Origin of the sequence: Variovorax sp. PvP013 (assembly GCF_050435945.1) — a bacterium.
In the GTDB taxonomy this organism is placed as follows: Bacteria; Pseudomonadota; Gammaproteobacteria; order Burkholderiales; family Burkholderiaceae_C; genus Variovorax.
On record NZ_JBNDLF010000008.1, the window covers coordinates 105,878 to 130,953 of the forward strand.

Below are 25,076 nucleotides of genomic sequence, written 5' to 3' on the forward strand. Positions count from 1 at the left end.
GGATGGAGGAAATACGAAATGAAAAGACTGAGAGACGTCGAGTTGATCTTGCTGGCAGCGATTGCCATTGCAGGATGCAGTGCTATTCCAGGCACACAGACAGCTGAAGTCGTTCCTTCGGCTTCGGCTGCTCCTTTGGTTATGCCTGCCAAATCTTGCGTCGAACGAAGCGCCGATGCGGTTCCACCGAAAAATCCGATTGTGGAGTTGGCGTGGTGTATTGCAGAAACGGATGAACTTTATGATTCAGATCATCTTTTTAAAGAAACCCTGGGCATCAAAAAATATGGGATATCTGAAGGAATTGTTTGGGGGGTTCAAGCCGGCGCCTATGGAAAAGAAAACCCGAAACTACCAAAGGGTGTCAGTTTTCTATTCATGCGAAAAGATCCAAAAGGGCCCAATGATCCTGGGAATCGATATCTTTCGATCGACATCGATCATCAAAAATTCTGTGTGAGAAGAGCAGATATCGCAGCGACTTTTGGAGAGGACTCATGGCTTTCCGCTGTTCCTGTCTTTGTGCCTGGCTCTGTTACAGCAAGCAAAACCTTGTCCATATCAAAAGAGAAGAAGAATCCTTACGGCATTTTCTTTAAATCACCTCGTCTTTTCATGAGAGATGCGAGCGGTTCGGTCGATTTTTTCTTTCAATATGGAGAATGTATTACGCACTTGGCTATACAGCGCAATCTCGAATTTATCGATTATCGCAATTATCAGAAAGGAGAATATAAAAAGTAAACCGATCATCTGCATGCATTGGGAAAAATCATGCCGAGTTTAAAAACGAAAGAATTATGAAATGAAAAGACCGAGAAAAATTAATTTAATGCTGCTGCTGACCGCAGCTATTGCAGGGTGCAGTGTTCCTCCAAGAATACAGGCGGTTGAAACCGCACCTTTGACTGCGACTGCCTCTTTGGTTATGCCTGCCAAATCTTGCATTGAGCGAAGCGCTGCCACTTTGCCACCCAAACATCCCATTGTGGAGTTGGTTTGGTGTATTGCGGAAACAGATGAGCTTTATGACCCCGGTCACTTATTCAGCCGAACTTTAGGCATAAAAAATTATAAAACATCGGAAGGTATCACTTGGGGAGTGCAGGCGGCTGCGGGCGCTGAGGAGAATGCTCACCTTCCAAAAGGGATGCTTAGTTTTCTTTTCATGCGAAAAAATCCCGAAGGACTTAAAGAGCTAGGCGATCGATATCTTTCAATTGTTCTGGAGCCTAAAGTTTCCTGCGTCAGGATGGAAGATGTTGCTGCGATTTTCGGAAAAGATTCATGGCTCTCTGCGGTGCCTATATCCGTTCCCAATCGCTCTTCAAATGGGTTGCCTCGATCAACTGCAATAGCGACATCGAATCCTTATGGTATTTTTTATAAGTCGCCAAGACTTTTCATGAGGGACCCCAGCGGCTTGGTTGATTTTGATTTCCGGTACGAAGAATGTGTTAAACATATTAGCATTCAACGCAAACTTGATCTGATTTCTTACCGTAATTTTCAACAGGAGGAAAAATGACTGCAACTGCACCGATTACTCTCGAATGGCTAAGTAACGAGAATAATAAATTTAGTGCTTTTAAAATTTCAGTGGATGCTTTGAATCTGATAAATAAATCAGAAACTCTTAAATCTGACATTAGGGCTTATGCGGCTAACAATCACGTTGTGGTCGGAGAAATCTCATCTACGAAAGGTCTCGGTCAATATAATACTTATGTTGCCGCTAGTGAATTGACGGGAAAAAAGTCTGGCTATTTGGAAATTGCAGCCGACCGTTTCAATACCCCCGAAAGCACCGTCGATGTTCTAGCCCACGAACTCGGCCACTTCCGAGTCGAGGAACCCGGCGCCGTGATCGCGACTGCCCGTGCCAATGCCTGGACCGCGCAAGACAAGCTCGCATACGAGAACGCCTGCAATTTGACCGAAGGCTATGCGCGTTTGAACGAAGTCAGGGTTGGCAACGAATTGGTCGAGGCGACCCGTGCGCAGGCCGCGGCCGAGCATCGGCAACTCACCGTGCGTGAGCAGATCTTCGTGGACCGCTGGTCGGGAAACGGTGTCTTCTCGGATTCCCAGGAGGGCAGTGCGCACAACATCGTCAAGGCCATCGAGGATGCGGCGAAGGCATCCGGAAAATCCTATACGACACAGGAAATCCAGGACGCGGCCGCTTTCGCCTTGGGTGAAAACAACAAAAACAGTGTCACTTCCTCGACGGGCGAGACCTATCTGGATTTCTGCAAGAGAAGCGCCGAAGCCATCAAGTCCAGTGGCGCCGCGCCGGCACCCGCATCGGAGCATGGACAGGAACAGTTGCAGACCACCTACGACGCCGATGGGTCTGTCGTGAACAGTTCAGTGACCATGACCCACGACAACGGCGACCAGACTGCCACGGTGTTCAACGCGTCCGGTCATACGCTTCGACGCATTGAGACCGACGGAGCCTATGACAACGCGGACTACGCCACACGCACCACGAGCTACGACGTGGAAGGCCGGGATGACTGGGTTAGCACTCTCAACGACGACGGTAGCCGGGATGCCACGGACTTCGACCAGACCAACGTCCGCCCTGACAGGACTTGGTCCAACCACATCGACGCGCAAGGCCGCGAGGACTGGAGCCGGGCCGTCAACGACGACGGCAGCGTGGACTGGACGGACTACGACCAGCTCGGCGAGCGGGGCGACCGGATCTGGTCGAACCGCACCGATGCGTGGGGCCGCGAGGACTGGCGGACGGTCATCAACGACGACGGCAGTGTCGACAACATCGACTTCGACCAGGCCGATGCGCGTGACTTCAGGATCTGGTCCAACCACGTCGATGCCCAGGGCCGGGAGGACCGGAGCAGCACCCTCAACGACGACGGCAGCCGGGTGTCCTACGACTTCGACCAGACCAACGTGCGCTTCGACTCGGTCTACTCGACCTTCACCGATGCGCAGGGCCGGCAGGACTGGAGCCGTTCCGTCAACGACGACGGCAGCGTGGACTGGACGGACTACGACCAGACCGGCGAGCGCGGCGACCGGATCTGGTCGAATCGCACGGACGCGTGGGGCCGCGAGGACTGGCGCACGGTCACCAACGACGACGGAAGTGTCGACAACATCGACTTCGATCAGGCCGATGCGCGTGCTTTCAGGATCTGGTCCAACCACGTCGATGCTCAAGGTCGCGAGGACTGGAGCAGCACGCTCAACGACGACGGCAGCCGGGTGTCCTACGACTTCGACCAGACCAACGTGCGTTTCGACGCGATCTTCTCCACCTTCACCGATGCGCAAGGCCGGCAGGATTGGAGCCGTTCCGTCAATGACGACGGCAGCGTGGACTGGACGGATTACGACCAGACCGACGAACGCGGCGACCGGATCTGGTCGAATCGCACGGACGCGTGGGGCCGCGAGGACTGGCGCACGGTCACCAACGACGATGGCAGCACGGACAACATCGACTTCGATCAGGCCGATGTGCATGCTTTCAGGATCTGGTCCAACCACGTCGATGCTCAAGGTCGCGAGGACTGGAGCAGCACGCTCAACGACGACGGCAGCCGGGTGTCCTACGACTTCGACCAGACCAACGTGCGTTTCGACACGATCTTCTCCACCTTCACCGATGCGCAAGGCCGGCAGGATTGGAGCCGTTCCGTCAACGACGACGGCAGCGTGGACTGGACGGACTATGACCAGGACGGCAGCCAGGGTTGGAATCGGGCCGAGTCGCACTACGACGCCCAGGGTCGGGAGGATTACACCGACTTCTTCATGGACGATGGCCGTCGCAACTCGTATGACTATGACCAGGACGGCAGCCGTAGTTGGAGTCGCTTCGAATCGAGCTTCGATGCTTCAGGGCACGCGGACTATTCAACCGAATTTTTTGATAATGGGTCGCGTGTCTTTATAGATTTCGACCGTTATGGAGCGGACAAAACCGAGGTGCGTGGTTACAACGCGCATGGCGATGAAATCTACTGGGGCATGCGGACGACTGGGACGGTCTTTACCATCCGAGGTCAATGGAATCCTGCATACGGTGAGGCATTGAATGCAGGGAATGCAATGTCATATTCAGGAACCCCTTCGACGTCCCTTCCATCGCCATCAATCGACTACGACCCCTATCCCAACGCCCATGCGGAAGTCGGTCCCATCGAGCTGGCTTGGTGATGACATCGAAGCCGGAAGCCCCATTCGGCTTCTTCGCATGACCGGGCACATGGCGATCGAACGCGCCGGCCTACAGCCCCTGCCTGAGCCGCCGCAATTCCGTCTCCGCCCGGTCGATCTCCTTGCGCATCTCGCGGATCTCGGACTGCAGGCGATCGATGTGGGCCTCGCGGCTCTGCATCGGGGGGAGGGTGCCGCAGCGCGCCTGCACGGCTTCCAGCTCGGTGGCGAGCTGGCGGCGCTGCAGCATGCGGCCACGGGCCCGGGCGATGTCCATGTCCTGGATCAGCGCGGCCTCCTCGGCGCGGCAGGTCGCCGCGTCGGCCGGTGGCGCCGGCGGGGCGGACGGCGCGGGCTGGGCCGGGGCCGCCGTCGCCGCCAGCAGCGAGGCGGTGGTGAGCAGGGCCTGGGCGAGCAGGGCCCGGGCGAGGCGGGCGGGCGCCGGATGCAGGGGCATGGCGCCGCTCACCGTGCCGTCGCCGCCATGCGCAGGCGCCGCGCCGCTTCCTCGGCGCGCGCGTCGTCGACCTCGCGCAGCACGCCGCCGACGTCGACCGCCTTGTGCGGCGCCTCGAAACGTCCGGTGAGCACGGTCGACGGATCGAGCTCGCCGCGCTCGTAGAACTGCCAGATCTCCTCGCCGTAGCGGGTGGCGAGCAGCGCGGGCGCGAAGCCGCCGAAGAACACGCGCAGGTTGTCGACGTCGCGCAGCAGCATCCGGCGGGCGTGGTTGTTGCCGGCGGCGTCCACCGCCTGGGGCAGGTCGATGACGACCGGTCCGTCGGCGGCCAGCAGCACGTTGAACTCCGACAGGTCGCCGTGCACGATGCCCGCGCACAGCATGCGCATCACCTCGCCGATCAGGGCGGCGTGGTGGCGCACGGCGTCCTCGGGCGTGAAGACGACGTCGTTCAGGCGCGGGGCGGCGTCGCCGTCGGCGTCGGTGACCAGCTCCATGAGCAGCACGCCGTCGGCGAAGTTGTAGGGCTGGGGCACCCGCACGCCGGCGTCGGCGAGACGGTAGAGGGCGTCGACCTCGGCGCTCTGCCAGGCGGCCTCGGTGGCCTGCTTGCCGAATTTCGTGCCCTTTGCCATGGCGCGCTGCAGCCGGGTGTTCTTGACGCGGCGGTTCTCGGTGTAGTCGACGGCCTGGCGGAAGCTGCGCTGGGTCGCTTCCTTGTAGATCTTGGCGCAGCGCGTGTCGTCGCCGCAGCGCACGACGTAGACCATGGCTTCCTTGCCGCTCATGAGCTGGCGCACGACGGTGTCGATCAGGCCTTCGTCGATCAGGGTCTGGAGTCGGGGAGGTGCTTTCATCGGGTCATTCTGCGCCGTCGCTCCCCATGCGCCGGGCGCGCCCGACCCGGCGCGCGCAGGGGTGTTGGCGTCACTCGTCGGCTTCGGTGCGGGAGCGGCCGACGCGTCCGCCCGCGCTGCCCGTGCGACGTTCCGGCGCTTCGACGATGCGCGAGCGGGCGATCGAGGCGGTGTCGGGCGTGCCGCAGAGCTTCATGGCGCGTTCCATCTCGTCGATCAGGATCGCCAGCGCGCGGTGCGCGCCGCGCTCGCCGCCGGCGCAGGCGCCGAACAGCGCCGGCCGGCCGAAGGCGACGTGGTTCGCGCCGGAGGCCAGCGCCTTGACGACGTCGACGCCGCGGCGGATGCCCGAGTCGATCATGACTTCCGAGCGTCCCCGCACGGCCCGCGCGACGGCAGGCAGCGCGCCGATGGCGCTGGTCGCGCCGTCGAGCTGGCGCCCGCCGTGGTTGGAGACCCAGATGCAGTCCACGCCCATCGCGGCCAGGCGATCCGCGTCGCGCGGGTGCTGGACGCCCTTGACGACCAGCTTGCGCGGCCAGGCGTCGCGCACGCGCTGGAGGTCGTCCCAGCCGAAGGCCGCGTCGAGCATCTGGCCGACCTTGGCCGCGATCGTCAGGCCGGCCTCGCCATCGGCGGGCGCGAGGTCGCGCACGTTCTCGTAGCGCGGCGAGCCTTGCCGCAGGGTGCGCAATGCCCAGCCCGGGCGCGCCATGATCTGCAGCAGCTGCGTCGGGCCCAGGCGCAGCGGCACCGTGATGCCGTTGCGCAGGTCGCGCTCGCGCTTGCCGCCGGTGGGCAGGTCCAGCGTCACCACCAGCGCCTCGTAGCCGGCCGCGTTCGCGCGATCGACCAGGGAGGCGGTCAGGGCGCGGTCGCGCAGCACGTAGAGCTGGAACCACAGCCGGCCCGGGACGGTGCGCGCCAGCGTCTCCAGCGAGGTCGTCGCCATGGTGGAGAGCGTGTAGGGAATGCCGTGCGCCGCCGCCGCCCGCGCGATCGCCACGTCGGCGTCGGGCCAGCCGAGCGAGCACGATCCCATCGGCGAGACCACCATCGGCGCCGCGGCGGGCGCGCCCAGGATCGACGTCGCGAGCGAGGGCCGCGAGACGTCGACCAGCACGCGCGGCAGCAGGGCGATCGACTCGAAGTCTGCGCGGTTGCGCGCCAGCGTGAACTCGTCCTCGGCGCCGCCGTCGATGAACTCGAAGACGAAGCGCGGCAGGTTCCGCCGCGCCAGCGCGCGGATGTCGGCGATGGAGAGCGCGCCGGACAGCGCCCGGTCGAGCCCCGGCATCACGAGGCCTTGGGCGGACGCACCAGGGTGGCCATCAGGTTGTCGAAGGGCAGGTCGCAGAACTGCTGCCACACCACCTGCTCGGCGCGGAATTTCGACCACTCCGCGAAGATCTTCTGGAACGCCGGGCTCTTGGCCGACAGCTCCTCGTAGAGCTCGGTGGCGGCCTTGAACGAGGCCTGCGTGACGTCCTTGGGGAAGGCCCGCAACTGCGCGCCGCCACCCACCAGCCGGCGCAGGGCCAGCGGATTCTCGGCGTCGTACTTGGCCGTGAGCCACTGGTTGGCCTCGGCCGCCGACACCTTCAATGCCGCCTGGTACTGCGCCGGAAGGGCGGCCCACGCCTTCTGGTTGACGAACAGCGACAGCGTGGCCGAGCCCTCCCACCAGCCGGGGTAGTAGTAGTACTTGGCGACCTTGCTCAGGCCGAGCTTCTCGTCGTCGAGCGGGCCGACGAACTCGGCGGCGTCGATCACGCCCTTCTCCAGCGCGGGATAGATGTCGCCGGCGGCGATCTGCTGGGTGACCACGCCCAGCTTGGAGAGCACCATGCCGGCCAGTCCGCCGACGCGGAACTTCAGGCCCTGCAGGTCGGCCGCGCTCTTGATCTCCTTGCGGAACCAGCCGGCCATCTGCGCGCCGGTGTTGCCCACCGGCAGGGCGAAGACGCCGTAGCGCTCCAGGAACTGGTCGATCATCGCCTGGCCGCCGGCCTGGTAGAGCCACGCGTTCTGACCGCGCATGTTCAGGCCGAAGGGCAGGGCGGTGTGGAAGCCGAAGGCCGGGTCCTTGCCGATGTAGAAATAGCTCGCGCTGTGGCCGGCCTCGACGGTGCCGGTCTCCACCGCGTCGAACACGCCCAGCGCCGGCACCAGCTCGCCGGCCGCGTGCAGCGAGACCTTGAAGCGCCCGCCGGTGAGTTCGCCCACGCGCCTGGTCGCGTTCTCCATGGCGGCGTAGATCGAGGTGAGGGACTTCGGGTAGCTGGAAGCGATGCGCCAGCGGATCTCCGGCGTGCCGGTCTGCGCCAGGGCGGGTGCCGCGACGGCGGCGACGGCGCCGCCGACCCCGGCGTGCGTCAGGAAGTTGCGTCTCTGCATGAGGTGTGTCTCCTTCGTGGTGTCGGTCGATGAACCGGTTCGGGGCCGGATTGTGCGGGGTCGGCGCCACCACCGGATGACTCCATGGCGTCATCGCGCGCTGGCCGGCCGGCGGGGGCCCCACCCATAATCGAAATCCCTCCGTCGACGCCGGCATCGTCTCCCGCGTCGACGTCCCCGAACCCCATCGTCCCGATCCACACCATGGCTGCTTCCCCCTCCCTCCGTGTCGCCGTGATGGGCGCCGGCGCCGTCGGCTGCTACTACGGCGGCCTGCTGGCCCGCGCCGGCCACGACGTCGTGCTGATCGGCCGGCCCTCGCACGTCGAGGCGGTCCGCGCCTCCGGCCTGCGCATCGAGACCCGCGCGTTCGACGAGCACGTGAAGGTCGATGCCGCCACCGGCCCCGAGGCGGTCGCCGGCGCCGATCTGGTGCTCTTCAGCGTCAAGTCGGGCGACACCGAATCGACCGGCGCCGCCATCCGCCCCCACCTGCAACCCGACGCGCTGGTGCTGTGCCTTCAGAACGGCGTCGACAACGCCGACCGCCTGCGCACCGTATTGCCGCCGGACCGGGTCGCCGCCGCCGTCGTCTACGTCGCCACCGAGATGGCCGGCCCCGGCCATGTCCGCCACCACGGACGCGGCGAGCTGGTGATCGAGCCCTCGCACGCCAGCGAGGCCGTCGCCGCCGCCTTGACGGCCGCCGGCATGCCGACCGAGGTCTCGGACAACGTGCGCGGCGCGCTGTGGTTGAAGCTGATCCTCAACTGCGCCTACAACGCCCTGTCCGCCATCACGCAGCTGCCCTACGGCCGGGTGGTGCCGGGGGCGGGCGTGAAGGACGTGATGCGCGACGTGGTCGACGAGGTGCTGGCCGTGGCCGCCGCCGAGGGCGTGCGTCTGCCCGCCGACGCCCACGCGGCCGTCGCCCAGCTGGTGGCCGGCATGCCGGCGCAGTACTCGTCCACCGCGCAGGACCTCGCGCGCGGCAAGCGCACCGAGATCGACCACCTCAACGGCCTGATCGTGCGGCGCGGCGAGGCGCTGGGCATCCCGACGCCGGTCAACCGGACGCTGTGGGCGCTGGTGAAATTGCTGGAGGGAAAGCAGGAGGCGGAGCGGCAGGGCTGAGGCTGCTGCCTGTCGTTCCTGCGTCGACTCGCATCGTCTCGCACGATCTCGCTCCGACTGCCACCCACTCACCCATCCGCCCCGCCCGGCGTCATCCCATGAAGATCATCGACGCCGCCGCCACCCGCGCCGCCCTGCCGTTCGACCGGCTCATCCCCGCCTTGCGCGCGATGTTCGAATCGGGCTGCGAGGTGCCGCAGCGGCACACGCACGCGATCGCCGACGCCGACGCCGACGGCGCGGTCGCCGGCACGCTGCTCCTGATGCCCGCGTGGCAGCCCGGCGGCTACCTGGGCATCAAGACCGTCGGCATCTTCCCCGGCAACGCGAGCCGGGGACTACCCGGCCTGCACTCGACCTACCTGCTGTGCGACGCCCGCACCGGCGTGCCGCTGGCGATGATGGACGGCAACGAGATCACCTCGCGCCGCACCGCCGCCGCGTCGGCGCTGGCGGCGTCGTTCCTGGCGTCGCCCGACGCGCGGCATCTGCTGGTGGTGGGGGCGGGCCGCGTGGCGCGGCTGCTGCCGGCGGCGTACCGGGTGGTGCGGCCGGGGATCGAGAAGGTGACGGTGTGGAATCGCCATGCGGAGGCCGCGCGGGCGATGGTGGAGGAACTGCGCGGAGACGGCTTCGATGCGCGGGTCGCGGGCGATCTGGCGGCGGCGGTGAGGGAGGCGGACATCGTGAGTGCCGCGACGCTGTCCACGGAGCCGCTGATCCGGGGCGCGTGGCTGCGTCCGGGGTCGCACCTCGATCTCATCGGGGGCTTCACGCCGGGGATGCGGGAGGCGGACGACGACTGCTTCGCCGGGGAGGTGAATCTTTGGGTGGACACGGCGGAGGCGTTGCTGAAGAGCGGGGATCTGCTGGGGCCGATGTCGAGGGGGGTGTTCGCGGCGGGGGATGCGCGGGGGACGTTGACCGAACTGGTGCGGGGGCCGAAACGGCCCGCGGTGGACGGCGGCGCGCGTCGCACGGTCTTCAAGTCGGTCGGGACGGCGCTCGAAGACCTCGCGGCGGCGCGATGGGTGTTCGAGCACGTGGCTTGAGAGGCACTTCATGTCGGTTCATCCAGAGGACGCCAGTTCACTCCGCACCGACCTGGAACAGCGCGCCATCGAGCAGGTGCTGCAGGGCGCCGAATGGAGCACGGCGGCGGAGATCGGGGCGCGCAGGGCGCCGGGTGCGGCCAATCCCCACGGGACGATCAGTCGCTGGAGGGACGCCGGCGCCGTGTTCGGCATCGACCACGGCGGCCGCAAGATCTACCCGGCTTACGTCTTCGACGCGTCCCTGCAACCCTTGCCGGCGGTCAGGAAGGTGCTGGAGGTCCTCAAAGGCTGTGAACCCTTCCGGATCGCCGCCTGGTTCGAATCGACCAACGGATTCCTGGGCGGTCGCCGTCCCAGGGAGGTCATCGGGACGGACCCGGACGCCGTCGTCGCCGCTGCGCGGGAACACGGGGTGGGACCGGTGCATGGCCAGCGCCACGCGTTCCATCCGCTACCGCCCGCTCCGGTCAATCGTTACCAAGGAGCATGGTCGTCGAGGTGCTGGACGACATGGGCGCCGGGATCGCACCGTGGTCCATCTGATCATTCGCTGACGGCCACCCACCCCCCACCCATCGCCTGATACAGCGACACCGCCGCATTCAACAGATCCGCCCGCGTCTGCAGCACCGCCAGCTCCGCACCCAGCAGCCCCCGCTGCGCGTCCAGCTGCTCCAGGTACGTCGCGTACCCCGCCCGGTACCGGCTCGTCGCCAGCCGCAGGGTGTCCGTCAGCAGGTCCCGCTGCCGCTCCAGGCTCGCGCTCTGCGCGGCCAGCCGATCGACCCCGGCCAGCGCATCCTCCACCTCGCGGAAGGCGACGAGGGCCGTGCGGCGGTAGGCGAAGGCGGCCTGGTCGCGCCGGGCGACGGCCGCGTCGGCCTGGGCCCGCAGCCGGCCGCCGGAGAACAGCGGCGCCAGGACGCTGCCGCCCAGCGTCCACAGGGTGGTCGGGTCGGACAGCGAGTTGAGCAGCAGCAATCCGGTGCTGCCGGTCAGGCGCACCGTGGGCAGGAACAGCTTGCGGGTGGCGGACAGGGTGGCGTCGGTGCCGGCCAGGGTGTATTCGGCCTGGGCGACGTCGGGGCGGCGGCGCAGCACGTCGGCGGGGAGGCCGGCGGGGAGGGGCGGCAGGCGCATCGCCAACAGGGTCGCGCCGCGCGGGACCTCGCCGGGCGCCTCGCCCAGCAGCAGGCGCAGGGCGTTCTCCTGCCGGGCGACGGCCAGCTGCAGCTGCGGGATCAGTTGCACGGCGGATTCGTACTCGACCTGGGCCTGGCGCAGTTCCAGCTGGGAGGTGTAGCCGGCCTCGGCGCGCGAGCGGGCGAAGCGCAGGGCGTCGGTGCGGGCGGCGAGGGTCTGGCGGGCGACCTCCAGGCGGGCGTCGAGGCCGCGCAGCGTCAGGTAGCCGCCGGCGGTGGCGGCGGCGACGCTCAGCGCCGTGGCGTCGCGCGCGGTGGCGCTGGCCAGGAAGGCGGCGCGCGAGGCCTCGCTCAGGTCGGCGAGGCGGCCGAACAGGTCGACCTCGTAGGCCAGCGTCAGTTGCGGCTGGGCCGACGAGCTTTCCACCGGCTGGCCCGTGACGGCGCTCAGGCTGCGGGTGCGGCTGGCCGAGGCGCCCAGGTCCAGCGAGGGAGCGAGTTGCGCGCGGGCGAGGGCCGCCTGCGCGCGGGCCTCGGCCAGCCGGGCGACGGCCGTGGCGATGTCGGTGTTGCGCGCCAGCGCCTGCGCGACGAGCCGCGCCAGGGTCTCGTCGCCGAAGGCGCGCCACCAGTGCGGATCGGGTGGCGGGCCGACGACGTCCGAGGCGGTGCGCCAGGCGACGGGCGGGGCGACGGCGGCGGATTCGGGCACGGCCGGCGCGGGCGGAGCGGCGCAGGCGCACAGCAGGAGCAACGCCGCCAGCATCGCCGGGCCGACGGCCGAAACCCGCCTCCGCGCGGGGCGGCGCCTCATCGGCGCGCTCCCGGATCGGCGCTCGTGGGCGCGCCGGCACCCGATACGGCGCCCACGCCCGCGCCCGCGCCCGTGGCCGGGGTGCCACCGATGCCGCCGCCGCCCGCGCCACCCCGCACCGCCGTGTCCACCCGCGTCTCCACCGACATCCCCGGCCGCAGCCGCTCGACGCCCGGCTGGTCGGGATCGATGGCGATGCGCACCGAGATGCGCTGCGCCACCTTCACGAAATTGCCCGTGGCGTTGTCCGGCTTGAGCACCGCGAATTCCGATCCGGCCGCCGGCGCGAGGCGTTCGACGCGGCCGGTGAGCAGCGCGTCGCCGCCCAGCGCGTCGACGCGGAAGCGCACCGGCTGGCCCGGGGCCATGGCGGCGGTCTGGGCCTCCTTGTAGTTGGCGATGATCCAGAGGCGGTCGGGCACCAGGAACATCAGCTGCGTGCCGGCCGTCACGTACTGGCCGGCGCGCACGCCGACCTCGCTGAGCCGGCCGTCGTTCGGCGCCCGGATCACGGTGTTGGCGAGGTCGATCTCGGCCAGCGCCAGGGCGGCGCGCGCGCTCTCGACGGCGGCCTCCAGCCCGGCGCGGTTGACGCCGACCGCGCGCACGTCCTGCCGCGCGATCTCGGCGGCGGCACGGGCCTGCTCGACGGCGGCCTGCGCCTGGCGCAGGGTGGCGCGTGTCTGGTCGCGCTCGCGCAGGGAGACCGAGCCCTCGGCGACCAGCACGTCGATCCGGTCCATGTCGGCCCGGGCGCGCGCGAGCTGGGCCTGCGCGTTGGCGATGCCGGCCTGCTGCGACGCCACCGTGGCCTCGCGCGAGCGCCGCGTCTGCGCCGAGTTGGCGAGGCTCGCCTCCTGCCCGGCCAGCGTGGCGCGGGCCTGCTCGACGCGCTGGCGGTAGATGCGCTCGTCGATGCGCACCAGCACGTCGCCGGCGCGCACGCGCTGGAAGTCCTGCACCGTCACCTGCGCCACGTAGCCGCTGGTCTGCGGGCTGACCAGGGTGGTCTGGCCGCGCACGTAGGCGTTGTCGGTGCTCTCGATGGCGCTGGTGAAGGGCGGCAGCTGCCAAGCGTAGAGCACGACCAGGATGCCGATCAGGGCGACCACCAGCGTGACGGTGGTGCCGATCCAGCCGTTGCGCGGCGGCGCCCAGCCGGTCGGCGCGGCGGGGGTGGCGGGTGCCGCGGGCGGGGCGGGCACGGCGGAGGCTGGGGCGACGGGGGAGGCGGAGGCCGGCGGCGCGGCGGTTCCGGCCGCCGGGCCGGCCGGCTCGCGCACGTCGGCCGCGCGGTCCGTCGCGCTCTCGACCGGGTCCTCCAGGCGGGTCGGCGCCGGTGCGGGCACGGGTGCCGGGGGCGGCGGGGTCGCGGCGGAAGATGGAAGTCTCGGATCGGGCATGGGGAATGGGGGAAGGGCTCTAGCGGGATGGCGAAGCGGCGGAAACGGCGGGGGCGGGGGCAGCGGGGGCGGCGGATGCGAGCGTGGCGGCGGCCGCCCGGCGCCGGCCGCGCACCACCAGGAAGCCCACCCACAGCACCGCGACGCAGGCGAACACGCCCACCACCAGGAAGACGTCGTTGAAGGCCAGCACGTTGGCCTCGCGCGTGACGAGCTGCGACAAGGATGCGCCGCCCTCGGCCTGCCGCAAAGCCGTGTCGCCGAGCACCCGGCCGTAGGCGCCGGCGCCGGATTGCACGCGCGCGGCGACCAGCGGATCGGCGAGCGTGATCGACTGCACCAGCTCGTGCGAATGGAATTTCTCGCGCACCACCTGGAAGGTGCCCAGCAGCGCGCCGCCGGCCAGCCCGCCCAGGCTCTGCGTGATGCCGAACAGCGCCGAGAAGCTCACCAGGTGCGACGGCCCCCGCTTCAAGGCCTGCGTCAGCCCGAAGAGCAGCGCCGGCCCGACGAACAGCGCGGCCGCGAAGCCTAGCAGCGACTGGCTGACGACGAAGTCCTGCGGCCGGTAGAGGCTGGTGGCGCGCGTGTCGAGGAAGCTGCCCGCCGCGATGCAGGCCAGCGCCACCACGATCGGCGTGCCCAGCTTCTGCGGATCGATGGTCAGCACGCTGACGGCGATGCCCGCCACCGTCGCCAGCGTGATCCAGCCGAACAGGCCGGCGAGCTGGTCGTTGACGACGCCCAGCGCCGTCAGCAGCCCGACCACGCCGACGCTCTGCTCCGACAGCAGCAGCCGCATCAGCGTGGCCACCAGCGCGAAGCGCACGATGTCGCCGCTGCCCAGCCAGCGCGTGTTGAGCAGCGGGTTGGCGCGGTTGTGCTCGATCACCATCGCCACCGACAGCAGCGCGATGGCGCCGCACAGCGCCCAGCCCAGCCAGGGCACCTCGGTCCACCAGACGATGCGGCCCTGGCCCAGCACCGCGCACAGCAGCGCCATGCCGGGCGCGAACAGCGCGAAGGTGACCAGATCGAGCTTCTCGAAGACCTTGATGCGCTCGCTCGGCGGCAGCCGGAACAGCGCCACCGCCGCCAGCGACAGCATCGCCAGGCCCAGCTCGAAGTAGTAGAGCGAGCGCCAGCCGGCGAACTCCAGCAGGTCGGAGGAAAAGAGCCGCGCCATCGGCGTGGCCAGCTGCGGCACGCCCACCCCCAGCACGATCGCCTTCATGCGCCAGCGCGCCGGCAGCGCCTGGATGAAATAGAACAGCGACAGCGAGCTCAGCACGCCCGCCGACACCCCGCTGGCCGCGCGCACCGCGATCGCGCTGGCGAAGCTGTGGACGAACAGGTGCCCCAGCGTCAGCAGCACGTAGGCGCCCAGGAAGATGCGGATGAACACGTTCAGCCCGAACTGCTGCCGGAACTTGATCAGCAGCATGTTCATGCAGACGTTGGTCATCAGGTAGGCGGTCGACAGCCACGCCGCCTGGTCGCTGTAGAGCCCGAGCGTGCCCTGCACGTTGACCAGGTTGGCGGCGATGAGCGCGTTGCCGAAGCCCCCGGTCAGCCCGACCAGGATGGCCACGAGGAAGTAGGCGACGCGCCGGGCGGTCGGATGCTCCGGCGTCGCCGGGGAGCCCGGCATGGCCGCGCGCTCGTGCGGCTTGAACTCGTAGGCGGGGGGCGCCGGGACGGCGGGGCGGGTTGTCATTTCAGTGGAGCCCGCGGCGTGCCGATGAGGAGAGTGTCTACCCGCCCGCGTGAATCGTCGATCATGGAAAGATGAACCCGAACCATTGTTCCGAGTCGGCATCCACGGTGTCCGAGCACATCGCTTCCTTGCGTCGGACCGCCGGGGAGCTGCTGCTGCGGCACGCGGGGGCGGCCGTGTGCGCCTACGACGCCGACGACCACGTCCTGCTGTGGAACGACCGCTACGTCGACTTCTTTCCCGAAGTGGCGTCCGTCGTGCGCCCGGGCCTGCACTTCCGCGAGACGGTGGCGCCCTTCCTGCGGCGCCAGCACCCGCGCGCCGACGACACGGAGATCGAGGCCGGCGTGGCCGCCGCGCTGGATCGCCACCGGCGGCTGGAAGGGCCGCTGCGCTACCAGCGCGGCGACGACGGGCGCTGGCTGGAACTGCGGATGTTCCCGCAGGCCGACGGCAGCCGCATCAAGGTCTGGACCGACGTCACGGCCGAGCAGGCGCCGCGCTCGGGCGATGCCGGCATGCTCGAACTGCTCACCGTGGGCCACGTGGGCCTGATCGTCCACGACGCCGACGGCCGGCTGCTCTACACGAACGCGCGCTACTTCTCCGAGATGTTCCTGCACGTGCTGACCGCGCTGCCGGACGTACGGCGGCGCGGTGCCCACGGGCCGTACTGGTCGGTCTTCCGGGAGATGTTCTGCGACGACCCCGACTACCTGGCGCTGTGCGCCCGCGCCGACGCCGGTCCGCTGGAGGTCCCCACGACCCTGCGCGCCCGCACCGGCCGCTGGTTCCGCATCGCCGAGCAGTCCTGGCGCGGCGGTGTCGCCTCGGTGTGGACGGACGTCACGGACCTGCTCGAACGCGAGCAGGCGCTGAAGGTCGCCTGTGCCGACATGCTGGCCCTGAACGGCCAGCTGCGCGACCGGGCCGAGACCGACAGCCTCACGGGCCTGCCCAACCGGCGCCGCTTCGACGCCGTCCTGTCCGAGGCGCAGTCGCGTTCGGACGCGGGTGCCGTCCATGCCATCGGCATCGTCGACGTGGACCACTTCAAATCCATCAACGACCGCTTCGGCCACGACGTCGGCGACGTCGTCCTGATCGAGGTCGCGCGCTGCCTGCGCCAGGGCCTGGCGGGCGGCGACACCGTGGCGCGCCTGGGCGGGGAGGAGTTCGGCGTGGTCTTCGCGCCGGCCGGCGCCGAGGCCGTCGAGCGCGCCCAGGCGCTGCGGCGGCGCGTCGAGGCCCTGGCCTGCGCCGACGGCCGGGGCGGGCTGGTGCGCGTCACGGTCTCCATCGGCATCGCCGAGATGGAACGCGGCGAGGTCGTCACCGACACCATGCGCCGGGCCGACCTGGCGATGTTCCAGGCCAAGGGGCTCGGGCGCAACCGCGTCTGCGCGGCCTGAGTCGGGTGGCGATGGCACTTGCGGCACCGGGTACCGATGCGGTCGACGCTCGTTCGCGTATGTAAGATGTACATACATCGGGCGGCACCCGCATGGCTGCCCGCCTCGCCAGATCGATCCCCCAGGAGCCCGCCGTGTCGAAAGAAGTCCAGATGACGATCCGCATCGAGCCGGAACTGCGAGCCCGGTTCGCCGAGGCGGCGTCGCGCGACCATCGCCCGGCGTCCCAGGTCCTGCGTGAACTCATGCGCGGCTACATCAGGCAGGTCGGGGAAAAGGACCGGGTGCCGGCCAACGACGGCAATTCGATGCGGGAGCGTTCCGACCGTGAGGAAGCCGTGAACTTCGGCCGGGCTTCGGTGGCGCTGGAAGGCTTCGGGACATCCGCAGACCTGGCAGCGCAACAGCAGCGCTACATCGACGGTGAGATCGGCCTCGACGAACTGCTTCGCCTGAACGGGATGGAGCCCGAGCCGGGCTATCCCGCCGCTTGATCCCGTGACACCCCAGGAACGCGACGACATCGAGGGTCGCTTCACCAGCCTGCGTCAGTCGGAGCTGCAGCAGCGGCCCGTCCATGGGAGCTACGACGCGGACCATCTGAAGGAGATCAATCGACGGATCTTCCAGGACCTGCCCCGGATCGCCGGTTTCGAGGGCGTGACGCCCGGCCGGTTCCGGCCTCCCGTGCCGGAGGGCAAGGAATGGATGAAGCAGCGCGGCCTGTCCACGATGGACGGACCGTTCTTCGTCGCCTATTCCCGCATGGACGAGGCCGCGCAGGCACGGCTCGACCAGGCGCTCGCAGGCGCGAAGCCGGCCGAACTGCGCGCCCTGGACACCGAGGCGTTCACCCGACGCATCGGCCGTCTCTACGCCGAACTCGACCATGCGCATCCTTTCGCGGACGGCAACAGCCGGACCCTTCGCACGTTCATCAGCCAGCTCGCCAGGGACGCGGGCTACGCGATCGACTGGGATGGCTTCGCCCGCAGTCCGGCCGGCCGGGATCTGCTCTACATCGCCCGGGATCTGAGCGTGAACGAGATCGCGATGCCGCTCGTGCGGCATCCCGACACGCTGAAGAAGATCATTCACACCCGGAGCCGGCTGGAAGGCCATCGCGCGCTGCCCGAGCTGCTGCGCGACGCCGTGCGTCCGAGGCGCGGCTGAACGCCGGCCCTAGACCGACCACCCCCCACCCAGCGCCCGGATCAGCCCGACCGTCGACTGGTACTGCGCCGAGCGCACCTGCAGCGCCTGGCGGCGGTTGCGCAGTTCGCTGCGCCGGGCGTCGAGCAGGTCGAGCTGGCTCACCATGCCGTTGCGGTAGCGCACGTCCGACAGCGCCGTCGCGCGCCGCGCCGAGGTCACCGCCCTGGCCTGCACCGCCGACTGGCGGTCGAGCAGCCGCAGCGAGGCGAGTTCGTCCTCGACCTCCCTGAAGGCCACCAGCACGCGGTCGCGGTGCTCGGCCAGCGCGCCGTCGAGCTGCGCCGAGGCGCCCTGCACGCCGGCCTCGCGGCGGCCGCCGTCGATCAGGGGCAGCGACAGCAGCGCGCCGATGCCCCAGGCGCGCGCCGACCACTTGAACAGGTCGCCCAGGTCCGGCGAGGCGAAGCCGCCCGCGCCGGTGAGCGCGATGCTCGGAAACCAGGCCGTGCGCGCGACGCCCAGGCGCGCCTGCGCGGCCATCACCGCGCGCTGCGCGGCGGCGACGTCGGGCCGGCGCGCCAGCACCGTCGAGGGCACGCCGGCGGGGATCGACGGCAGCGCGGTGGTCCATTCGCCGGCGGCGAGGCCGAAGTCCGAGGCGACCTCGCCGGTGAGCACGGCCAGCGCGTGCTCGAACAGGGCGCGCTGGCGGTCCAGCGCCAGCGCGTCGGACTCGGTCGCGGCCAGCTCGGTCTGCACGCGCGCCACGTCGAGTTCGGCCAGGTCGCCCGCGCGTTCGCGGCGCTCGGTGAGGTCGAGCGTGTCGCGGTAGGCGGCCACGGTCTCGCGCACCAGGTCGCGCTCGGCGTCGGTGGCGCGCAGCTGGAGGTAGCGCTGCGCCACCTCGGCCTGCACCACCAGCCGGGCGCTCTGCAGCAGCGCCTCGCGCGACGCGGCGTCCAGGGCGGCGGCCTCGCTGGCGCCGGAGAGCCGGCCGAACAGGTCGAGCTCGTACGACACGTTCGCCCCCGCGTTCAGCACCGTGGCCGGGCGGCCGTCGATCGTGCGGCCGATGCCGGCGGCGCGGTTGGCGCCGGTGCCGACGCCGACCTGCACCGAGCGATCGGCATCGACCATGCGGGCGATCGCGCGCGCCTGGGCCAGCCGCGCGGCGGCCTGCCGGATGTCGGTGTTGCGCGCCGCCGCGCGTTCGACCAGCGTGTCGAGCGCCGGGTCGGCGAAGGCGCGCCACCATTCGCCGGCGGCCGGGACCGGCGTCGCGGCGGCGTCGGCCGATGCCGTCGCGGCTTCCTTGAACCGCGCCGGCGCTTCGGCCCGGGGCGCGATGGACGCCGTCGACGCGCAGCCGGCCAGCAGCAGGGCGGCGACCAGGGGCAGCCACGCCGTGCGTGGCGAACGGGCCGGGGAGGTGGGCGAGGTGTTCATCTTCAGACTCCTTGGGCCGACGGGGTGCCGTTGGCCGCGTGGGGAATGGCCAGGTCGCCGGGCGGCGCGAAGGCTTCGGCGTGATGCGGCACCTCGCCGTGCAGCTTCAGCGGCCGGTTGCCGGCCAGCCGGCGCAGCGCGACGTAGAACACCGGCGTCAGGAACAGGCCGAAGGCCGTCACGCCGATCATTCCGGCGAACACCGCCACGCCCATCGCGCTGCGCATCTCGGCGCCGGCGCCGGTGGACAGCACCAGCGGCAGCACGCCCATCACGAACGCCAGCGAGGTCATCAGGATCGGTCGCAGCCGCAGCCGGCTGGCCTCGACGGCGGCCTGCACGGGCGTGCGGCCGGCGAACTCCAGCTCGCGGGCGAACTCGACGATCAGGATGGCGTTCTTGGCGCTCAGCCCGACCAGCACGATCAGCCCGATCTGCGTGAAGACGTTGTTGTCGCCGCCCGAGATCCACACCCCCGTCATCGCCGCGAGCAGCCCCATCGGCACGATCAGGATGATCGACAGCGGCAGCGTCAAGCTCTCGTACTGCGCGGCCAGCACCAGGAACACCAGCAGCAGCGCCAGCGGGAACACCAGCACGGCGGAGTTGCCGGCCAGGATCTCCTGGTAGGTCAGCTCGGTCCATTCGTAGGCGATGCCCTGGGGCAGGGTCTCGGCGGCGATGCGCGCGATGGCGTCCTGCGCCTGGCCCGACGACACGCCCGGAGCCGGGCCGCCGTTGACGTCGGCCGAGAGGTAGCCGTTGTAGCGCATGGCGCGCTCGGGGCCGAAGCTGGCGCCGACCTTCATCAGCGCCGACAGCGGCACCATCTCGCCGCTCGCCGAGCGCACCTTCAGCAGCCCGACGTCCTCGGCGCGGGCGCGGTAGGGCGCGTCGGCCTGGACGCGCACGGAGTACGTGCGGCCGAAGCGGTTGAAGTCGTTGGCATAGAGGCTGCCGAGGTAGATCTGCATGGTCTCGAAGATGTCGGTCACCGCCACGCCGAGCTGGCGCGCCTTGGTGCGGTCGATGTCGGCGTAGAGCTGCGGCACGTTGACCTGCCAGCTGGTGAACAGGCCGGCGAGCTCGGGCGACTGGCGCGCCTTGCCCATGAAGGCCTTGACCGCCGCGTCCATGGCGTCGTAGCCGAGCGAGGCGCGGTCTTCCAGCTGCAGCTTGAAGCCGCCCGTGGTGCCCAGGCCGGCCACCGGCGGCGGCGGGAACATCACGATGAAGGCGTCCTGGATGCCGGCGAAGGCCTGGTTGAGCTGGCCGGCGACGGCGCCGCCGCTCTGGTCCTTGGCGCGGCGCTGCGCGAAGGGCTTGAGCGTGACGAACACCACGCCCGAGTTCGAGCTGTTGGTGAAGCCGTTGATCGACAGGCCGGGGAAGGCGATGGCGTCCTCCACGTTCGGGTTCTGCTTGACCAGCTCGCCCATGCGGTGGATCACGTCCTCCGTGCGGTCCAGCGTGGCGCCGTCGGGCAGCTGCGCGAAGCCGATCAGGTACTGCTTGTCCTGGGCCGGCACGAAGCCGCCGGGCACCGCCTTGAAGAGCCCGAAGGTCGCGCCCACGAGCGCCAGGTAGATCGCCAGCATCAATGTCTTGCGCGAGATGACGGCCTTGACGCCGCCACCGTAGGCTTCCGAGCCGCGATGGAACAGCCGGTTGAAGCCGCGGAACAGCCCGCCGAAGACCCGGTCCATGCCGCGCGTGAGCGCGTCCTTCGGCTGATCGTGGCCGCGCAGCAGCAGGGCGGCGAGCGCCGGCGACAGCGTGAGCGAGTTGATGGCCGAGATCACCGTCGAGATCGCGATGGTGACGGCGAACTGGCGGTAGAACTGCCCGGTCAGTCCGCTGAGGAAGGCCAGCGGCACGAACACCGCCACCAGCACCAGCGCGATCGCCACGATCGGGCCGGAGACCTCGCGCATCGCCTTGTAGGTCGCCTCGCGCGGGGCCAGGCCGGATTCGATGTTGCGCTCGACGTTCTCCACCACCACGATGGCGTCGTCCACCACGATGCCGATCGCCAGCACCAGCCCGAACAGCGACAGCGCGTTGATCGAGAAGCCGAGCAGGTGCAGCACCGCGAAGGTGCCCACCACCGACACCGGCACCGCCAGCAGCGGGATGATCGAGGCGCGCCAGGTCTGCAGGAACAGGATCACCACCAGCACCACCAGCGCGATGGCCTCCAGCAGCGTGTGGATCACCGACTCGATCGAGGCCCGCACGAACTGCGTCGGGTCGTAGGCGATGCGGTATTCCACGCCCTCGGGCATGCTCCTGGCGAGGTCGTCCATGGTGGCGCGCACGTCGCGCGAGATGTCCAGCGCGTTGGAGCCCGGCGACTGGAACACGCCCATGCCGACGGCCGCGTCGTTGTTGAGCAGCGAACGCAGCGAGTAGTCGGCCGCGCCCATCTCCAGCCGGCCGATGTCGCGCAGCCGCGTGACCTGCGTGCCGGCGCCGTCGCCGCCGGTCTTGACGATGATGTCGCCGAACTCCTCCTCGCTCTGCAGGCGGCCCCGGGCGTTGATGGAGAGCTGCATGTCGACGCCCGCGAGTCCCGGCGAGGCGCCGACCACGCCGGCGGCGGCCTGGATGTTCTGGCCGCGGATGGCCGCCACCACGTCGGCGGCCGACAGGCCGCGCTGCGCCACCTTCTGCGGATCGAGCCAGACGCGCATCGCGTAGTCGCCGCCGCCGAAGATCTGCACCTGGCCGACGCCGCCGATGCGCGCGAGCCGGTCCTTGACGTTGAGCACCGCGTAGTTGCGCAGGTAGTCGATGTCGTAGCGGCCGTTGGGCGAGACCATGTGGACGACCATCGTCAGGTCGGGCGCGCTCTTGACGGTCGTCACGCCCAGCCGGCGCACCTCCTCGGGCAGGCGCGGCTCGGCCTGCGAGACGCGGTTCTGCACCAGTTGCTGCGCCTTGTCCGGGTCGGTGCCCAGCCGGAAGGTCACGGTCAGCGTCATCACGCCGTCGGTGGTCGCCTGGCTGCCCATGTAGAGCATGCCCTCGACGCCGTTGATCTGCTCCTCAATCGGCGTGGCGACGGTCTCGGCGATCACCTTGGGATTGGCGCCCGGGTACTGCGCGCGCACCACGATCGAGGGCGGCGCGACCTCCGGGTACTCGGAGATCGGCAGGCCGCGCAGGGCGACCAGCCCGGCGATGAGCATGAGCACCGACAGCACGCCGGCGAAGATCGGCCGGTCGATGAAGAATCTGGAGAGGTTCATGGCCGTCGCCTCAGGTGTTGGCGGCCAGCTTGGCCGGAGCGGACGGCGTGGCGGGCGAGGCCCCGGGCGCCCGGGCTTCCATCGGCACCGCCTGCGGCGCGACCACCGTGCCGGGACGCACGTGCTGCAGGCCGTTGACGATCACGCGCTCGCCCGGCTGCAGGCCGGCGCTCACCACGCGCAGTCCGTCGGCAGGTGCGCCGAGGGTGACCTCGCGGTACTCGGCCTTGTCGCCGGCGCCGACGACGAGCACGAACTTCCTGCTCTGGTCGGTGCCGATGGCGCGTTCGCTCACCAGCACGACCCGGCTGCTGCGCGCCTGGCCCATGCGGACGCGGGCGAACTGGCCGGGGATCAGCGTGCCGTCGGCGTTGTCGAAGGCGGCGCGCACGCGCACCGTGCCGCTGCGCGCGTCGACCTGGTTGTCGATCAGCTGCAGCCGGCCCTCGAAGGGCGTGCCCGGGGTGGCGGCCGTGCCCATCCGCACGGGAATGCGTTCCAGCGCGCCGCGGGTGCCGGCCGCGCCGGCGGTGTCCTTCAGCGCGCGGCCGACGGTCTGCTCGTCGGCGTCGAAGCTGGCGTAGATCGGGCTGACCGACACCAGCGTCGTGAGCACCGGCGCGCCCGGGCCGGCCGGCACCAGGTTGCCGACCGTGACCTCCAGCCGGCCGACGCGGCCCGCGACCGGCGCGCGGACCTGCGTGTAGTCCAGGCTCAGCCGCGCCGTCCGCAGCGAGGCCTGCGCGGCGCGCAGGGCGGCCTCGGCCTCGCGGGTGGCGTTGACGCGCTCGTCGGCCTCGCGCTGGGCGATGGCGCGCTCCTCGAACAGGCGGCGCGAGCGTTCCTGCTCGCCGCGGCTGAACGAGGCACGGGCCTGAGCCGAGGCGACCTGCGCCTCGGCGCGCTCGACCTCGGCCGCGTAGGGCGCCGGGTCGATGGTGATCAGCAGGTCGCCCTTCCTCACCAGCGACCCCTCCTTGAAATGCACCGACTGCAGCGCGCCGGCGACGCGGGAGCGCACGTCGACCCGCTCCACCGCCTCGAGCCGGCCGGAGAACTCGTCCCAGGCCGTGATCTCGGTCTGCGCGACGGTGGCGACGGACACCGGGGGTGCCGGCGGCACGGCGGCGGCGCTCTCGCCGGCGTCGGCGCTGCGCAGTCCGAAGAGCGCCGCCGCGAAGGCGGCGACGGCGGTGAGCAGCGTCAGCGTCGGCCAGAGGCCGCGGCGCGCCAGGGACGACAGGCGATGGGTGGAAGGGATGGACATGACGGACTCCTCGTTGGCTGTTGTGTGGTTCGGAAAGGCGCGACCCCGGCCCGCCGCCCGCGATGCGGGGTGCGAACGACGCGGACGGGTCGTGGTCGGGGCAGCCATGCGGCGGCCGGGGCTGGGGCCGGATCGGCCGGCAGCCGGGGTGATCGGAGATCGGAGGTCGGAGGGCGGGCGCGGCCGGAGCGTTCGCCCCGCGCGCCCGTGGCGCCTAGTGCGGCGGTCCGGGTTTCGGTGCCGGTGCCGCCGCTTCGGCGGGCCGGGTCTGGTCGAAGAAGCGGCGGAACTGCTGCAGCACCGATGCCGAGCACGGACACGCCGAGTCGGCCGTCGCCGGATCGGCCAGGGCCTCGGGCCAGCCCTGGGCGCTCGTCAGCACCTGGCTGCACACCGGGATGCCGGCGTCCTGCAGCCGCTTCGCATAGGCCAGCGCCTCGTCGCGCATCGGATCGTCCTGCCCGGCCAGCACCAGCGTCGGCGCCAGGTCGGCCAGGCGGCGCGCGCCGCCGGGAACGGCGTAGGGGTGCTCGGCATCGCGCGGGCGCTGCAGGTAGTCCTTCCAGCCCTGGAAGTACTTGCACTCGGTGACCTCGGTGGCGTCGGAGGTCGCCTCGCGCATCGACGCCGTGCCCACGCAGGGGTCGAGCATCGGCGACAGCAGCAACTGCCCGGCCAGCGGCGGGTGCGCGCGGTCGCGGGCGATCAGCGCCAGCGACGCCGCCAGGTTGCCGCCGGCCTCCTCGCCGGCCAGGTACACCGGGGCGCCCTTGCCGGCCAGCCTGGTGCGTTGCCTGTAAAGCCAGACCAGCGCCTCGTAGCCGACTTCGATCGCGTCGGGGAAGGGGTGCAGCGGCGCCAGCGGGTAGGCCATCGACACCACCGCCGCGCCGGCCTCGACCAGCAGGCGCGCCACACAGCGGCCGTCGTCGAGGTCGCCGCAGGCGAAGTTGCCGCCGTGGAAGTGCAGCACCAGGGGCTGCGCCGGCGTGCCCGCGGCGACGCGACCGGCGCGCACGCCGTAGGTCCGCGCCAGGACCGGATCGCGGCCCGCCAGCGCGATCACGATGTCGCGCTCGTCCGCCTGCAGCGCGGTCGGCGACGCGGCGGCCGGCGTCGGGACTTCGGCGGCGAGGGACGAGGGGCGGGTGGTCATGGCGGCGGAGGGTTCGGGTGGACGGATCGAGGCGACGGTGGCAGGAGAGGCGATGCAGTGAATGTACGGGCGCCGAACGGCCCGTGGACGCGTCCGAAGGCACTGCACTGTTTCCAGTCCGCTCACAATTGCACCACAGGCCGGGGGGAGAATTGCCCGCATGCGGCGCCGTGCCGCAGGCAACCACACCCCAGGGAAAGGGCAGGGAACTCA

20 protein-coding genes are annotated in these 25,076 nt (G+C 69.7%); 9 read left to right on the forward strand and 11 right to left on the reverse strand.

Annotation, left to right across the window (positions count from 1 at the left end; genetic code table 11):
• The first annotated feature begins 18 nt into the window (after nt 1–18).
• From ABID77_RS18370 to ABID77_RS18380, 3 genes are all read left to right on the forward strand, one after another.
• Entirely contained in the window at nt 19–744 is a 726-nt protein-coding gene (locus tag ABID77_RS18370; RefSeq protein ID WP_429598841.1) for a hypothetical protein, read from the forward strand.
• Nucleotides 745–805: 61 nt separating this feature from the next.
• Entirely contained in the window at nt 806–1,528 is a 723-nt protein-coding gene (locus ABID77_RS18375) for a hypothetical protein (RefSeq protein ID WP_429598844.1), read from the forward strand.
• 239 nt (nt 1,529–1,767) lie between these two features.
• Nucleotides 1,768–4,197: a hypothetical protein gene (locus ABID77_RS18380; protein ID WP_429598847.1), complete on the forward strand. Its 2,430-nt coding sequence runs from the start codon at nt 1,768–1,770 to the stop codon at nt 4,195–4,197.
• A gap of 70 nt (nt 4,198–4,267) precedes the next feature.
• Here the strand turns inward: ABID77_RS18380 and ABID77_RS18385 are convergent, their stop codons facing one another.
• The 4 genes from ABID77_RS18385 to ABID77_RS18400 form a co-directional block, all read right to left on the reverse strand.
• Complete coding sequence (locus ABID77_RS18385) at nt 4,268–4,654, reverse strand: DUF1090 family protein (protein WP_429598850.1); 387 nt, start codon at nt 4,652–4,654, stop codon at nt 4,268–4,270.
• An 8-nt stretch (nt 4,655–4,662) separates the two neighbouring features.
• Nucleotides 4,663–5,514 carry a PA4780 family RIO1-like protein kinase gene (locus ABID77_RS18390; RefSeq protein ID WP_429598852.1) on the reverse strand — a complete coding sequence of 284 codons (852 nt, stop codon included), beginning with the start codon at nt 5,512–5,514 and terminating at the stop codon, nt 4,663–4,665.
• A gap of 70 nt (nt 5,515–5,584) precedes the next feature.
• Entirely contained in the window at nt 5,585–6,811 is a 1,227-nt protein-coding gene (locus tag ABID77_RS18395) for an alpha-hydroxy acid oxidase (RefSeq protein WP_429598855.1), read from the reverse strand.
• Entirely contained in the window at nt 6,811–7,911 is a 1,101-nt protein-coding gene (locus ABID77_RS18400) for a TRAP transporter substrate-binding protein (RefSeq protein ID WP_429598858.1), read from the reverse strand. Before ABID77_RS18400 ends, ABID77_RS18395 begins: the two co-directional genes overlap by 1 nt.
• A 204-nt stretch (nt 7,912–8,115) precedes the next feature.
• Here ABID77_RS18400 and ABID77_RS18405 point away from each other — a divergent pair, with 204 nt between their 5' ends.
• The 3 genes from ABID77_RS18405 (at nt 8,116) to ABID77_RS18415 (ending at nt 10,683) form a co-directional block, all read left to right on the forward strand.
• Nucleotides 8,116–9,045, forward strand: coding sequence for a ketopantoate reductase family protein (locus ABID77_RS18405; RefSeq protein ID WP_429598861.1), 930 nt, complete (start codon nt 8,116–8,118; stop codon nt 9,043–9,045).
• A 98-nt stretch (nt 9,046–9,143) separates the two neighbouring features.
• A complete protein-coding gene (locus tag ABID77_RS18410) occupies nt 9,144–10,097 on the forward strand; it encodes an ornithine cyclodeaminase family protein (RefSeq protein ID WP_429598863.1) in 954 nt (317 codons plus the stop codon).
• Nucleotides 10,098–10,107: 10 nt separating this feature from the next.
• Nucleotides 10,108–10,683, forward strand: coding sequence for a hypothetical protein (locus ABID77_RS18415; protein WP_429598866.1), 576 nt, complete (start codon nt 10,108–10,110; stop codon nt 10,681–10,683).
• Here the strand turns inward: ABID77_RS18415 and ABID77_RS18420 are convergent.
• The 3 genes from ABID77_RS18420 to ABID77_RS18430 are packed head-to-tail and all read right to left on the reverse strand — an operon-like array spanning nt 10,644 to nt 15,176.
• A complete protein-coding gene (locus ABID77_RS18420; protein ID WP_429598868.1) occupies nt 10,644–12,056 on the reverse strand; it encodes an efflux transporter outer membrane subunit in 1,413 nt (470 codons plus the stop codon). The genes ABID77_RS18415 and ABID77_RS18420 overlap by 40 nt on opposite strands.
• Entirely contained in the window at nt 12,053–13,459 is a 1,407-nt protein-coding gene (locus ABID77_RS18425) for an HlyD family secretion protein (protein WP_429598870.1), read from the reverse strand. The genes ABID77_RS18420 and ABID77_RS18425 overlap by 4 nt, the downstream gene beginning before the upstream one ends.
• Nucleotides 13,460–13,478: 19 nt before the next feature.
• Nucleotides 13,479–15,176: an MFS transporter gene (locus ABID77_RS18430; protein ID WP_429598873.1), complete on the reverse strand. Its 1,698-nt coding sequence runs from the start codon at nt 15,174–15,176 to the stop codon at nt 13,479–13,481.
• A 128-nt stretch (nt 15,177–15,304) separates the two neighbouring features.
• Between ABID77_RS18430 and ABID77_RS18435 the strand changes: the two genes are divergently transcribed.
• The 3 genes from ABID77_RS18435 (at nt 15,305) to ABID77_RS18445 (ending at nt 17,761) form a co-directional block, all read left to right on the forward strand.
• Nucleotides 15,305–16,588, forward strand: a complete 1,284-nt coding sequence (locus tag ABID77_RS18435; RefSeq protein ID WP_429598875.1) for a diguanylate cyclase — start codon at nt 15,305–15,307, stop codon at nt 16,586–16,588.
• A 134-nt stretch (nt 16,589–16,722) separates the two neighbouring features.
• Nucleotides 16,723–17,082 carry an antitoxin VbhA family protein gene (locus tag ABID77_RS18440; RefSeq protein ID WP_429598878.1) on the forward strand — a complete coding sequence of 120 codons (360 nt, stop codon included), beginning with the start codon at nt 16,723–16,725 and terminating at the stop codon, nt 17,080–17,082.
• A 4-nt stretch (nt 17,083–17,086) separates the two neighbouring features.
• Entirely contained in the window at nt 17,087–17,761 is a 675-nt protein-coding gene (locus ABID77_RS18445; RefSeq protein WP_429598881.1) for a Fic family protein, read from the forward strand.
• A gap of 9 nt (nt 17,762–17,770) precedes the next feature.
• Here ABID77_RS18445 and ABID77_RS18450 read toward each other — a convergent pair whose 3' ends face one another.
• The 4 genes from ABID77_RS18450 to ABID77_RS18465 all read right to left on the reverse strand — a co-directional run bounded on the left by ABID77_RS18450 (nt 17,771) and on the right by ABID77_RS18465 (nt 24,863).
• Nucleotides 17,771–19,189 carry an efflux transporter outer membrane subunit gene (locus ABID77_RS18450; RefSeq protein WP_429598883.1) on the reverse strand — a complete coding sequence of 473 codons (1,419 nt, stop codon included), beginning with the start codon at nt 19,187–19,189 and terminating at the stop codon, nt 17,771–17,773.
• Nucleotides 19,190–19,191: 2 nt separating this feature from the next.
• On the reverse strand, nt 19,192–22,440 hold the full coding sequence (locus ABID77_RS18455; protein WP_429598886.1) for an efflux RND transporter permease subunit: 3,249 nt from the start codon (nt 22,438–22,440) through the stop codon (nt 19,192–19,194).
• 10 nt (nt 22,441–22,450) lie between these two features.
• Nucleotides 22,451–23,707, reverse strand: a complete 1,257-nt coding sequence (locus ABID77_RS18460) for an efflux RND transporter periplasmic adaptor subunit (RefSeq protein WP_429598889.1) — start codon at nt 23,705–23,707, stop codon at nt 22,451–22,453.
• A 214-nt stretch (nt 23,708–23,921) separates the two neighbouring features.
• The gene (locus ABID77_RS18465) at nt 23,922–24,863 is read right to left on the reverse strand and encodes an alpha/beta hydrolase (RefSeq protein WP_429598892.1); all 942 of its coding nucleotides are present in this window, start codon (nt 24,861–24,863) and stop codon (nt 23,922–23,924) included.
• Nucleotides 24,864–25,076 lie beyond the last annotated feature (213 nt).